The following is a 12,258-nucleotide window of genomic DNA, read 5'->3' as shown; positions in this document are numbered from 1 at the left end:
ATCGGCCGGGGCGCGGACAGATGGTGCAGACGGCACGACGGCCCTGGCAGCCGCCGCGGCTCGATGAGCTGAAGGATGCGGAGCTCGATATCATCGCCGATATCGCGGGTCTCTATTATGCTGATCAGGTCACGCAGGAGGAGCTGTCCCACAAGTTCGGGATGTCGCGGGCCAAGATCGGCCGTCTGCTCAAACGGGCACGCGAGGAGGGCATCGTCGAGATTACGGTGCGGCCGCATCCGGGAGTGGCTGCCAAGATCGAGCAGGAGTTCATCCGGCGCTTCGGCATCGAACGCCTGATCGTGGCGGTCGATCATCGGGACCAGGAGACCCAGCGTGTTGCCTTGGCAAGCCTCGTTGGAGTCTATCTGAACCGGCAGCTGCAGGATGGCATGATTGTCGCTGTCGGAATGGGGCGAAACATCGGGGCGGTCGCCGATGGTCTCGTGTCGCCGAACCAGCGCGCGGTCACCTTCGTTTCGGCCATCGGCGGTTCGCTGCGGGCGGGCGAATTCATGAACCCGGACCATATCTGCCGCCGCCTCGCCGCCCGCTTCGGGGGCGAAAGCGAGACGCTGTATGCACCGGCGCTCGTCGACAATCCGGAATCGCGCCTGGCGCTGATGCAGAATGAGACTGTGCGGCAAACGCTGGATCGAGCCCGGAGGGCCGACATCGCACTCATCGGTGTGGGTGATCTCAGCGAAGACAGCAACATGGTCCGGATGGGCTGGTTCACGCCCAAGGAAGTCACCGAGGCAAGGCTCTCCGGCACGATTGGCGACATGATGGGGTATGATTTCTTCGACATTCAGGGGCGGCCGAGCAGCCTCGGGATGCAGGGCCGCATCATCGGTCTGACCACCCCGGAACTGCGACGTATCCCTAACGTCATCGCGGTGGCGAGCGAAAACACCAAGGCAGCGGGCATCCTGGGCGCGCTGCGTACGAGCACCATCAACACTCTGGCGACCAGCCTCAGCAACGCCCACACGCTGTTGGGCCTGGACGATGCAACGCGGCTCCAGCGCCCGACCGCTCTCAACTAGCCTATCCAACAGCAAGCGACAGGTCGTCCTTTCATGAGTACATCGGTGGCTACCGACACGCGCAGGCAGGCCAAGCCCAAGCTTCGGGCTGTATGGGCGGCGGTTGCCGTCATCGTGCTTCTCGTGGCGATGGGCTTGAATACAAAGGTTGTCAGCCTCCGCTCGCAGGTCGCGGCCCAGCCCGGCGCCTTCGATCCCGCCGCCTATGGCGAGGCCGAGTTCCCTAAGATCCAGTCGCTGATCGAAAGCCACGCCGTCGATGCCGCAACCTTGGCCGCCGCCATCGCCAAGGACTCCGCGGCCGCGGGAACCAAATATGGCGTTCCTGGCGAGATCGGGCCTGAGTTCTCGGTCAAGTTCACCGGGGTCGCGGGCAAGGCGATGTTCGGCGTCTACACGATCAACGTTCCCGGCGTCTCGCCGGGGGTCACGGTGCGGGTGCAGACGGGGCCGGCGATCAACGGGACCGATGTGCGCGACGCCACCGGCACCATCAACTTCGGCCAGTTCACAAATCAGATCGACTACCAGAATGCCGGTTCCGCACTCAACAACGAGATCAAGAGCCAGGTTCTGGCGAAGGTCGATACCGCCAAGCTGACCGGCAAGACCGTCTCGGTCGTCGGCGCCTTCCAGCTCGTCGTACCGAATAGCTGGCTCATCACCCCGGTCAAGCTGCAGGTGCAATGAGCATGTTGCCAACCGCCCCGGATGCCGTCCTCTCGGCGCGCAACATCACCAAGATCTACGGCAGCACGCACGCGCTGAAGGGCGTCAACTTCGATATCCATCGTGGCAAGGTCACGACGCTTTTCGGCGAGAACGGCGCCGGGAAGTCGACGCTCATGAAAATTCTCTCAGGTGTGGCGACCCCGACCGCCGGCACCATCCTGCTGGACGGAGAGGTGGTGAGCTTCGCCAGCGCCGCCGAGGCGAGGGATCGCGGTATCTCGATCATCCATCAGGAGCTGAGCCTCGCGCCAAACCTCAGCGTCCGCGACAACATCTTCATGGGGCGCGAACTCCGCACCCCGACGGGGATCGACTTTGCCGAGGAAGCCCGTCAGGCCCGCGCGCTGATGACGGATCTCGAGGAGGCGATCGACCCGATGACGCTCGTCGAGGATCTGCGCCTCGGCCAGCAGCAGATCGTCGAAATCGCCCGCGCCCTGTCGGTCAACTCGCGCATTCTCATCATGGACGAGCCGACCTCGGCCCTCAGCGCCTCCGAGGTCGAGGTGCTGTTTCGGGTCATCCGCGACCTCACCAGCCGCGGCGTTTCGATCGTCTATATCTCGCACCATCTCGAAGAGGCGTTGCAGATCACCGACTATGCCGTGGTGCTGCGGGATGGCGCGATGACGGCCAATGCCGAGGCGCGCGATATCGACCTCGAATGGATCGTCCGCAACATGGTGGGCGAGAACTTCGATCTCGGTTCCCCGCCTACCGGCTATGCCTTCGGCGAGGTCGCACTCTCGGTGCGGGATGTGAGTGTCGCCGATGCGTCCGGTGGCGAGAGTTTTGTCGTCGACCGCATGTCGCTCGATGTTCGCGCGGGCGAGATCGTCTGCATCTACGGGTTGATGGGCGCTGGCCGCACCGAGCTTCTGGAATGCGTCGCCGGACGGGTGCCGATGGCGGGCGGCCAGGTTCTGCTCGAAGGCGAGGACGTGTCACGCCTCAGCATCGCGGACCGCATTGCGAAAGGCCTCGCGTTGGTCCCCGAGGATCGGCAGCGGGACGGTCTGGTGCAGACGATGTCGGTCGGCGAAAACCTGTCGCTCGCCAGTATCGGCGCGTTCGCAAGACGATTGCTGCTTTCGCCCGCGCGGGAAAAGAGGATGGTCACGGAGACGATCCGCAGCGTTCACGTGAAGACGGCGGGCGGCGACGCGCCGATCGGCTCGCTGTCGGGCGGCAACCAGCAGAAGGTCGTCATCGGCAAGATGCTGACGACAGGTCCGCGCGTCATCCTGCTCGACGAACCCAGCCGCGGCATCGACATCGGAGCCAAGGGCGAGGTCTTCCGCCTGCTCGCCGAGCGCGCGGCGCGCGGCCTCGCCGTCATTTTTTCGACTTCGGAAGTCGCCGAGTGCCTGAGCATCGCGCATCGCATCATCGTCATGCGCCGCGGCCGGATTTCGGCGCAGTTCGGGTCCAACGTCACCAAAGAGGAAATCATGGCCGCCTCCGGCGAAGCCGTGATCGCCTGATGAGCAAGAAGAGCGGAGTTCCCCCGACCATGGCCGAAACCAGCGGCAATCTGACTGGCTCTCGCCCGGCGGCGCTCAGCGAGGGATTCGAACTGGGCCGGCTGTTGCTGAAGGGCCGCGCGTTTTTCGCGCTCATCGCCATCATCATCGTCTTCTCGATCCTGTCGCCGTATTACTTCTCGCTGAGCAACTTCCTCACGATGTCGTCGCATGTGGCGATCTTCGGGATTCTCGCGATCGGCATGCTGCTCGTCATCCTCAATGGCGGCATCGATCTGTCGGTCGGGTCGACGCTCGGCTTCTCCGGCGTCGTCGCCGGCTTCCTGATGCAAGGCGTCACGCTCAAGGCTTTCGGTGTCGTGCTCTACCCATCCGTCTGGGTGGTCGTGGTGCTCGCGGTCGCGCTCGGCGGATTTGTAGGCCTCGTCAATGGCGTGCTCATCGCGCGCTTCAAGGTGCCGGCCTTCGTCGCGACCCTCGGCGTGATGTATGTCGTGCGCGGTCTGGCGCTGCTCATGACGAACGGCCTCACCTACAACAACCTCGGTGGACAGGCGGATCGTGGGAACACCGGGTTCAACTGGCTCGGCTTCAACCGTCTCTTTGACGTCCCGATCGGTGTCGTTGTCATGATCGTCATCGCGGGCGCCGGGAGCCTCGTGTTGAACCGCACCGCCTTCGGCCGCTGGCTCTACGCGTCCGGCGGTAACGAACGCGCAGCCGAGCTTTCCGGTGTGCCGGTGAAGATGGTGCAGGTTCTGGTCTATGTCTGCTCCGGCATGTGCGCGGCCGCCGCCGGGCTCATCCTGGACAGCCAGCTCACCTCAGCGGGCCCCACCGCCGGCACGTCCTACGAACTGACAGCGATCGCCGCCGTGGTCGTGGGCGGTGCCGCCCTCACCGGTGGCCGCGGCAATATCCGCGGCACGCTGCTCGGCGCCTTCGTCATCGGCTTCCTCTCGGACGGGCTCGTCATCATCGGAATCTCGTCCTACTGGCAGACGGTTTTCACCGGCGGGGTCATCGTGCTCGCGGTGCTGCTCAACGCCGTTCAATATCGCCGCCGCGTCAAGCGCCCTGGCGCTGCCGACGGCCAATCGCCTTCTCAGGTAACGGGGGGCCGCGCGACGATCGCCGAGCCCGCGCGTGAGAGGACTGCCGGGTGACCGGTCTCAAAGACTCATTCAGAGGGAAACGACCTATGTCCAACAAGACGAGACGTCTCTTGCTCGCGGCCTGTGCGATGGCACTTCCGCTGGTTGGCGGCGTCACCACGCGGGCCTCCGCTGCCGGCGGCCTGATCTCGATTATCGTCAATGATCCGGCAAACGCCTACTGGTACACCGAGGGCAAGGTTGCCGCCGCCGAAGCTGAGAAGCTCGGCTACAAGGCGACCGTCGGCGCCTCCAAAGGCGATACGAACACCGAGAGCAACCTCATCGACACCGCGATCACCAACAAGTCCGTGGCGATCATCCTCGACCCCGCCAATGCGAGCGGCTCGATCGGTGCCGTCAAGAAGGCCGTCGCCGCGAACATCCCTGTTTTCCTGGTCAACGCCGAGATCAACCAGCAGGGTCTGGCCAAGGCTCAGCTTGTTTCCAACAACGCGCAGGGCGCGGCGCTCGGCGCCGAGGAATGGGTGAAGGACGTCGGCCAGCAGGGCAACTACGTCGAACTGCTCGGCAACCCGGCCGACAACAACGCGGCCACGCGCTCCAACGGCTACGAGACGGTGCTGAGCCAGTATCCAGGCCTCGTGAAGGTCGGCTCGCAGGTGGCGAACTGGGACCGGACCCAGGGCCACGACAAGATGCAGAGCCTGTTGCAGGCGCACCCGAACATCATCGGCGTCATCAGCGGCAACGACGAGATGGCGCTGGGGGCAATCGCGGCGCTGAAAGAAGCCGGCAAGCTGTCGGGCATCAAGGTCGGTGGTTTCGACGGTTCGCCTGATGCCGTCGCTGCTATCAAAGCCGGCGAGCTGCAGTACACCGTTCTCCAGCCGGTGGCGGTCTTCGCGGCAAAGGCGGTGGACGAGGCGGACTCTTATCTGAAAACCGGCAAGACGGGTGCCGCGAGCGAGAAGCAGCTTTTCGATTGCGTGCTCCTCACCAAGGCTAATGTCGGTGACTACACGGCGCCGTTCACGCTCAAGCAGTAATGACGATCGGGGGGAGTGTCCGAGCGGGCACTTCCTCCTTAGGTTCATATAACGATGACTCATCTTCTTGACGCGCCCGAGGCGTTCGCAGAGCAAGCCCTTCAGGGCTTCTGCGCCATCCATCCGCGGCTGGTGCGCGCCGTCCCCGGGGGTGTTCTGCGCGCCACGGCAACACCCGCGGGCAAGGTCGCCGTCGTCATCGGCGGCGGCAGCGGTCATTACCCGGCCTTTGCCGGCTACGTCGGGCCCGGCTTTGCCGATGCCGCCGTCGCCGGCGATGTCTTCGCCTCGCCATCGACGCGGCTGGTGCACGATGTCGCCGCCCGCGCCCATCGCGGTGGCGGCATTCTCCTGGGTTTCGGCAACTACGCCGGCGACGTGCTGAACTTCGGTGCCGCCGCCGAACGGCTGCGTAGCGAGGGCATCGACGTCCGCGTGCTGCCGGTGACCGATGACATCGCAAGCGCCGCCACCCACGAGATCGCGCGCCGCCGCGGCGTGGCCGGCGACGTGGCTGTATTCAAGATCGCAGGCGCCGCCGCCGAGGCGGGCCTCAGCCTCGACGCCGTCGAGCTTGTCGCGCGGGCTGCGAACGACCGCACGCGGTCCTTTGGCGTGGCTTTCGGCGGCTGCACTTTGCCGGGAGCGGCGGGGCCCCTGTTTGCGGTCCCCGGCGGCCAGATGGGGATTGGCCTGGGCATTCATGGCGAGCCCGGCATCGGCGAGAGCCCCATCGTCCCGGCGTCCGAACTCGCGGCGCTGCTCGTGCGCCGGCTTCTGGAAGAGGCGCCCGAGGGCGCAGGCTCGCGTGTTGCCGTGATCCTCAACGGTTTGGGCAGCACCAAGCAGGAGGAGCTGTTCGTGCTCTGGGGCTCGGTCGCGGCGGAACTGCGAGAGGCTGGCCTTACCGCCGTCGCGCCTCTTGTGGGCGAGTATGTGACCAGCCTCGACATGGAGGGCTGCTCGCTGACCTTCACTTGGCTCGACGACGCGCTGGAAGCCTTCTGGCTTGCGCCTTGTGACACGGCGGCGCTCCGCATCGGTGCGGTAGGTGAGGTCGCGCCTGCCGAAGAGACCGAAGCCGAGCGGGGTTTGGCCGGCCCGTCCAGCCTCCCGCTTTGGCCTGCCGCTTCGCCGCAGTCGCAGGCGAGCGGACGGATCATCGCGGGCGGGTTCGCCCGTCTGGCCGCGGCGTTGAAGGAGGCCGAGGCCGATCTTGGCCGCATCGACGCCCAGGCCGGCGACGGCGACCACGGACAAGGAATGGCGCGAGGCTCGGCGGCCGCGGCGGCGGCGGCGCAGGCGGCCTCCAAGGCGGGCGCGGGTGCGGCTAGCGTTCTCGCGGCAGGGGCAAATGCCTGGGCCGACCGTGCCGGCGGCACTTCCGGGGCAATATGGGGTTTGGGGCTACTCGCCGCCGCCCGGGCCCTGAGCGACACTGCAAGTGTGACTGCCGATCGGGTGAGGCTCGCGGCCGAGCAGGCGTTGGAAAGCGTCATGACCATCGGAGGCGCTAAACCCGGCGACAAGACGCTGGTCGATGCCTTAGCGCCCTTCGTGGCCAGCCTGTCGGCGGAAACCTCGGCGGGCTGCGGCGCTGCCTTGGCTTGGCGCCGGTCGGCCGAAGTGGCTGCGAATGCGGCTGAGGCCACGGCGCAGCTGCGGCCGAGGCTGGGGCGCGCGCGTCCCCTTGGCTGAGCGCAGCATCGGCCATCCGGATGCCGGTGCCGTTTCCTTCGCCCTCTGCGCCCGGGTGCTGTCTAACCTACAAGGAGAGACCCATGACTGAGTCGAAATTCACCATCGTGATCGGTTGCGACGACGCCGGAACCCGGATGAGGGACGTGCTGGCGAGCGATCTACGCCACGACGAACGGGTCGCCGAGGTCATCGACGTTGGTGTGGCCGCAAACGAGACGACGGCTTATCCCCACATCGCGGTAACGGCGGCTCGCATGGTGGCCGAGGGCCGCGCGGATCGGGCCTTGCTGATCTGCGGCACAGGCCTCGGCGTCGCCATCAGCGCCAACAAGGTGCCCGGCATCCGCGCCGTGACGGCCCATGACGTTTATTCGGTCCAGCGCGCCATTCTCAGCAACGATGCCCAGGTGTTGTGCATGGGCGAGCGGGTCATCGGCCTTGAACTGGCTCGTGCATTGGTCAAGGAATGGCTGTCGCACCGGTTCGATCCGAAGTCGTCGTCGGCTGCCAAGGTCGCGGCGATCAGTGCTTATGAGGCGACGCAGCCGCAATAAGCGACCCGACGGCTTCCATGCTGGCGGTGACCCTATGGCGGCTGCGCCTGCCTGGGCTACGCGCGGCAGGCGGCTGTGACGGGCGCCCGGGCGGGACGCTCGACGGCGAGCCGGTCAGGTGATGACCATGCTCTGCATTTGCCAGATGCACCGGGCATACATGTCGTTCTTCAGCCATTCATGATGCTTGGAGAAGTTGTACATGACGAAGAGGGGGCCGTAATGGGCCACCGGCATGTATTGTCCATTCATCTTCGTCGCGAGCAACGGACCGTCCTCCGACATATCGCCTAGCGGTATTTCGACGACGTAGTCGTTGAGGGCGTAGGCGAGGGCCGTCTTTCCGTGGCCCCCCACCCTCTGCAACAGTTTCGTGAACAACACCCCGGTGAAGTCCGCCCGCGGGGTCCAGGGATTGGCCGTCGTAAACCCGTCCTGAGCAACCGCTTCGAGCGTGGCCATATCGAAAGCGACCTTGCTGCCCATGTTGTGGGCCGTGATCTTTCCCGAAATCGTTAGGATGATCGGCCCTTTAGGAACCGGGACAGGGGCGACGCTGTCGGCGAACGCGCTTGGACGCCCGACCGCCATCGCGGCTCCGGCAATGCCGATGCCGGCAATCACCTGACGGCGTCCTAAGCTAGCTACTCCAACCATTCATTCCTCGCTCTGTCTCACTAATGACCGATACCGTTCGGCTCTGGGATGACATGGCCGCGCTGCCGTTCTATACCCCACCCTGACCTAATGGAGTATAAAATTCTGAATGGTTATGACAGAATGCAAGATTTGTGGAGGATCAAGCAGATCTTTCGCAACGGTGTCGTCCGGGAAGCATTGCAATCTTCAGCTCCCGCCTCCCGGGACTTCGTCTGGCGAGCCCGTCGAGTATTTCCGGTGTGAAGATTGCAGTTTCATCTTTACATCCTTTCTGGATACTTGGTCCGCTGAAGAATTGAAGCGAAAGATTTACAATGAAGATTATGTGAAGTTCGATCCCCTCTATCCCAGGATCAGGCCGCAGAACAATGCCCGCTTTCTGAGGGCTGTGCTGGAGCAATCTTTCCTTTCAGGAAAGCGCCCCAAGGTGCTGGACTACGGTGCCGGGAACGGGCTGCTTTCCCGGTTGGTCTCGGGTGATTTCCCAATCGAAAACTACGACGCGCTCAACCCTGACTTCAACATCCTTCCGTGCGGCCCGGTCGACGTGATCTTTAGCGCCGAGGTGGTTGAACACATGCCTTTCCCAAAGGTGTTCGTTGAAGACTGGAGCGCCTGCCTCGCCCCGGCCGGCTGCGTCATATTCTCGACGAAGCTTCAGCCCGACGACATCGATGTCATTCGTGGAGACTGGTGGTATGCCGGGCCACGAAATGGACACGTCAGTCTGTTTTCCCAGAAAAGCCTGCGTAACCTCTGCGCGCTTGCCGGCCTGCGTTTCGAAAGCATTACGGAGGACTGGCATATCGCCTTCAAGGGGCCGCATCCCAGGGTCGAGGTGGAAACTCTACGGGATAACGTCGCACTGCTGCCGACGGGGTTCATCATGGTGTGACCCCTGCGTTGCGGAACCAGGGGCGGCGCAGGTGCGGCTGGCTCCGCAACGCAGGGGTCATGCACTCAACGATTGCCACCGAAAGTAGCAGTCTTCGGGGGTGCGCCTACCATGAGCTGCTCGCTTTAAGGTGCCGTTACCGGTTCCGACTGCATAAATGACCTAGCGGGAGCCGTGAAGAACTCCCTCGGCCGTCTGATTAAGCGTAGAGCGCGGGTCCCGCCGCAGTACAACCCTTGGCTCACCGGGTAGATTGTATAAAACATTGACTGGAGGCGCGCGCCCTGCCTACTCCGAAGGGTGTAGCTGTCGTCACCCTCCTCTGCGGGAGGGTTGGCAAACGTCGAGAGAGGTCGCGCGGCATGGGTGGGGCGGCGGAGTTTTTCCGGACCCGGTTGGAGAAACGGTTCGCACCAGTGTTTGCCTTGCCGTCAGTTACGTCTTGCGCCGGACGGTCGTGCTCCTGTAGGCGGCCCGCAGCCGGCGCACGAACGTCTTAGTTGATGTCGCGGCGAAGCAAGACCACCCGCGAACTCAGGCGCGAAGCCAGACTTCCGCTATTTGCCGTCCTGCTGCTGTTCGCCATCGCCGCGGCTTCTACGTCGTTCCTGACCATTCAGCAGGACACGACGGTCAACCGGCTCGCGAGCTACGACGATGCCTTTGACGCCGGGCAGGGGGCGATCGAGCTCCTGCGCCTGCAGGACGCCGTGGGCGCGTTCGCCCTTAACCGGCCGGACGCCTCGGCAAGTATCGTCGCGCTTCGCTACGAGATCCTCCAGAACCGTCTGGACGTGCTCAACCGGCCGTCCTTCCTCCGCTTCATCTCCGGCCATGTCGAGACGGACGGCGTCGTCCAGGTGCTCACGCAGAACGTCGACGCGATCGGGCCCCTGCTTCCGAAGCTCGGACAGGCCGGCGTCGCGGACCAGATCGGCGACCTGCTCGCCCCGCTCGATGCCGGGATGACGCGGCTGACCGCCGTCACCAGCACGCTCGTCAGCAATCAGATTGAATGGGATCAGGACCGGCTCAGGCGGCTCCATTTCATCTCCTCCGCAGTCAACTTCGGCCTGATCGCGATCGGCGTTCTCCTGATCATCCTGTTGCTCCGCGACAACCGGCTGATGCTGAGAGCCAACGAGAGGCTCACCGCGCTGGCGGATGATCTGCGCCGCACAAGTTCCGCGCTGAGCACGGCCCACGCCGCCGTCGCTGCTGCGAACGAGAGCCTGGCTATGCAGAACGCGACGCTGCGCGGGCGCGACGAGGCCCTGCGGATCCAGAACGCCCGCTTCGATGCTGCCCTGAACAACATGTCGCAGGGTCTGCTGATGGCAGGCGACGACCGGCGGCTGATCGTCTGCAACAAGCGGTTCCGCGAGATGTTCGGGCTGCGGCCGCAGGAGGTCGAGCCAGGAGCCGGGCTGGACGAGCTCCTCCATGTGACGATGGAGCGGCAGGCGCAACCGCTGTTGTTGATCAGCGAAATACATCAGCGCCTGTCCGGCATCTGGTCCGCGGGGGAAGGCGGGCAGTTCTATGCCGAGACCGATCACGCCTCGATCCAGGTCGTCTATGTGCCGATGTCGGAAGGTGGCTGGGTCGTCACCTACGAAGACATCAGCGAACGCCGCAAGGTCGAGGCCAACACGGAGTATCTGGCGCACCACGATGTCCTGACCGGTCTTCCCAACCGGCTCGCCTTCACCTTGCGGCTGAACCATCTTCTCGCCAACCGGGTCAACCGGCGGCGTTTCGCGCTTCTGTTCGTCGATGTCGACGACTTCAAGGACGTGAACGACACGCTCGGACATCTCGCCGGGGACATGCTTCTGGTCACGATCGCGCAGCGTCTGAGAGCGTCGGTGCGGGAGGAGGACCTCGTCGCCCGCCTGGGCGGCGACGAATTCGCCATCCTGCAGATGATGCCGCGGGACCGGACCGATACTCTGGCCCTGGCGCAACGTCTCGTCGATAGCATCGACCAGCCCTATGACCTTGAGGGGCGCCGTATATCCTCGAGCATCAGCCTCGGCATCGCGGTCGAGGACGAGGGGACGACCGACGCCGAGCATCTTTTCCGCAACGCGGACATGGCGCTCTACCGGGCGAAGGCCGCCGGCCGCAACACATGGCAGTTCTTCGAGCCGGAGATGCAGCAGGAGGTGCAGACGCGCAGCACCATCACCGCCGATCTGCGCACGGCGCTCAAGGAGGATCAGTTCGAGATTTTCTACCAGCCGGTTGTCCAGGCGGAGACGGGGGAGCTCGTCCAGTTCGAGGGCTTGCTGCGCTGGAACCACCACAGCCTCGGCAGTGTCGCGCCGGGGCGTTTCATCCCTATCGCGGAGGAAAGCCGGCTGATCGTGCCCATCGGCGAGATGGTCCTGCGGCGGGCCTGCGCCGAAGCGACGCGTTGGCCCTGTCAGGTAAGGCTTGCCGTCAACCTCTCGCCCGTGCAGTTCGCCGGGCGCGGGCTGGTCGGGATCGTCGAGTCTGCCCTGAATGACGCAGGGCTCGATCCATCCAGGCTGGAGCTTGAAATCACGGAAGGGGCTCTGCTCCGCGACAGCGAGCAGGTGTCGGTGGTTCTTCGGCAACTCAGGTCGCTTGGCGTCACCATCGCGCTCGATGATTTCGGAACCGGATACGCATCGCTCAGCTATCTGCGGCAGTTGCCCTTCGACAAGATCAAGATCGACCGGTCGTTCATCATGGGTCTGAACAAGAAGGACGATGCGATGCCGATCATCGAGGCGGTAGTGTCGCTGGCCCGGAACCTCAGCATGACGACGACGGCCGAGGGCGTCGAAACCGAGGAACAGTGGCGGTTGCTGGCCGCGATGGGATGCACCTACGTGCAGGGATATCTGTTCGATCGCCCCCAGTCGGCGGCCAGTGTCCGGCACAAGATCGCGACCGGCGAATACATCGTGCCGAGCCTTCCGGCCTCGGAAGAGCCCGTCGGCCTTGGTATCCGTTAGGCGGCCCAGAACACTCTACTGTGTCCCTGCGC

Annotated in this window: 10 protein-coding genes; 9 read left to right on the top strand and 1 reads right to left on the bottom strand. The window is 64.5% G+C overall.

Translation table 11 applies throughout. The annotated features are described in order from the left end of the window. Positions 1-20: 20 nt before the first annotated feature. The 7 genes from ACOEQ1_RS11270 to ACOEQ1_RS11240 all read left to right on the top strand — a co-directional run bounded on the left by ACOEQ1_RS11270 (position 21) and on the right by ACOEQ1_RS11240 (position 7,684). Positions 21-1,049, top strand: coding sequence for a sugar-binding transcriptional regulator (locus tag ACOEQ1_RS11270; protein WP_419759342.1), 1,029 nt, complete (start codon positions 21-23; stop codon positions 1,047-1,049). Positions 1,050-1,082: 33 nt separating this feature from the next. Beyond that, positions 1,083-1,739 carry a DUF2291 family protein gene (locus ACOEQ1_RS11265; RefSeq protein ID WP_419759341.1) on the top strand — a complete coding sequence of 219 codons (657 nt, stop codon included), beginning with the start codon at positions 1,083-1,085 and terminating at the stop codon, positions 1,737-1,739. Positions 1,740-1,741: 2 nt separating this feature from the next. Continuing rightward, entirely contained in the window at positions 1,742-3,265 is a 1,524-nt protein-coding gene (locus tag ACOEQ1_RS11260; RefSeq protein ID WP_419759340.1) for a sugar ABC transporter ATP-binding protein, read from the top strand. Next, positions 3,265-4,431: an ABC transporter permease gene (locus ACOEQ1_RS11255; RefSeq protein ID WP_419759339.1), complete on the top strand. Its 1,167-nt coding sequence runs from the start codon at positions 3,265-3,267 to the stop codon at positions 4,429-4,431. The genes ACOEQ1_RS11260 and ACOEQ1_RS11255 overlap by 1 nt, the downstream gene beginning before the upstream one ends. Before the next feature lie 35 nt (positions 4,432-4,466). Further along, positions 4,467-5,429 (top strand): D-ribose ABC transporter substrate-binding protein, encoded by a 963-nt coding sequence (locus ACOEQ1_RS11250; RefSeq protein ID WP_419759338.1) that lies wholly within the window; start codon positions 4,467-4,469, stop codon positions 5,427-5,429. 54 nt (positions 5,430-5,483) lie between these two features. Then, entirely contained in the window at positions 5,484-7,127 is a 1,644-nt protein-coding gene (locus ACOEQ1_RS11245) for a dihydroxyacetone kinase family protein (RefSeq protein WP_419759337.1), read from the top strand. A gap of 83 nt (positions 7,128-7,210) precedes the next feature. Then, on the top strand, positions 7,211-7,684 hold the full coding sequence (locus ACOEQ1_RS11240) for a ribose-5-phosphate isomerase (protein ID WP_419759336.1): 474 nt from the start codon (positions 7,211-7,213) through the stop codon (positions 7,682-7,684). 114 nt (positions 7,685-7,798) lie between these two features. Here the strand turns inward: ACOEQ1_RS11240 and ACOEQ1_RS11235 are convergent, their stop codons facing one another. Continuing rightward, complete coding sequence (locus ACOEQ1_RS11235; protein WP_419759335.1) at positions 7,799-8,308, bottom strand: molybdopterin-dependent oxidoreductase; 510 nt, start codon at positions 8,306-8,308, stop codon at positions 7,799-7,801. Positions 8,309-8,669: 361 nt separating this feature from the next. Here ACOEQ1_RS11235 and ACOEQ1_RS11230 point away from each other — a divergent pair, with 361 nt between their 5' ends. Together ACOEQ1_RS11230 and ACOEQ1_RS11225 are read left to right on the top strand one after the other, a co-directional pair. Continuing rightward, positions 8,670-9,239 (top strand): class I SAM-dependent methyltransferase, encoded by a 570-nt coding sequence (locus tag ACOEQ1_RS11230; protein ID WP_419759334.1) that lies wholly within the window; start codon positions 8,670-8,672, stop codon positions 9,237-9,239. Between the two features lie 503 nt (positions 9,240-9,742). Next, positions 9,743-12,226 carry a putative bifunctional diguanylate cyclase/phosphodiesterase gene (locus ACOEQ1_RS11225; RefSeq protein WP_419759333.1) on the top strand — a complete coding sequence of 828 codons (2,484 nt, stop codon included), beginning with the start codon at positions 9,743-9,745 and terminating at the stop codon, positions 12,224-12,226. Positions 12,227-12,258 lie beyond the last annotated feature (32 nt).

This window comes from Acidisoma sp., assembly GCF_965199065.1.
GTDB lineage: Bacteria > Pseudomonadota > Alphaproteobacteria > Acetobacterales > Acetobacteraceae > Acidisoma.
Note: the sequence above shows the minus strand (reverse complement) of the source record. Positions and strands in the feature narration are given on the sequence as shown.

Excerpts from the sequence above, each read along its gene's own strand:
- ACOEQ1_RS11270 (WP_419759342.1), top strand. The coding sequence starts at position 21 with ATGGTGCAGACGGCACGACGGCCCTGGCAGCCGCCGCGGCTCGATGAG.
- ACOEQ1_RS11225 (WP_419759333.1), top strand. The coding sequence starts at position 9,743 with ATGTCGCGGCGAAGCAAGACCACCCGCGAACTCAGGCGCGAAGCCAGA.
- ACOEQ1_RS11265 (WP_419759341.1), top strand. The coding sequence starts at position 1,083 with ATGAGTACATCGGTGGCTACCGACACGCGCAGGCAGGCCAAGCCCAAG.
- ACOEQ1_RS11250 (WP_419759338.1), top strand. The coding sequence starts at position 4,467 with ATGTCCAACAAGACGAGACGTCTCTTGCTCGCGGCCTGTGCGATGGCA.
- ACOEQ1_RS11255 (WP_419759339.1), top strand. The coding sequence starts at position 3,265 with ATGAGCAAGAAGAGCGGAGTTCCCCCGACCATGGCCGAAACCAGCGGC.
- ACOEQ1_RS11240 (WP_419759336.1), top strand. The coding sequence starts at position 7,211 with ATGACTGAGTCGAAATTCACCATCGTGATCGGTTGCGACGACGCCGGA.
- ACOEQ1_RS11245 (WP_419759337.1), top strand. The coding sequence starts at position 5,484 with ATGACTCATCTTCTTGACGCGCCCGAGGCGTTCGCAGAGCAAGCCCTT.
- ACOEQ1_RS11260 (WP_419759340.1), top strand. The coding sequence starts at position 1,742 with ATGTTGCCAACCGCCCCGGATGCCGTCCTCTCGGCGCGCAACATCACC.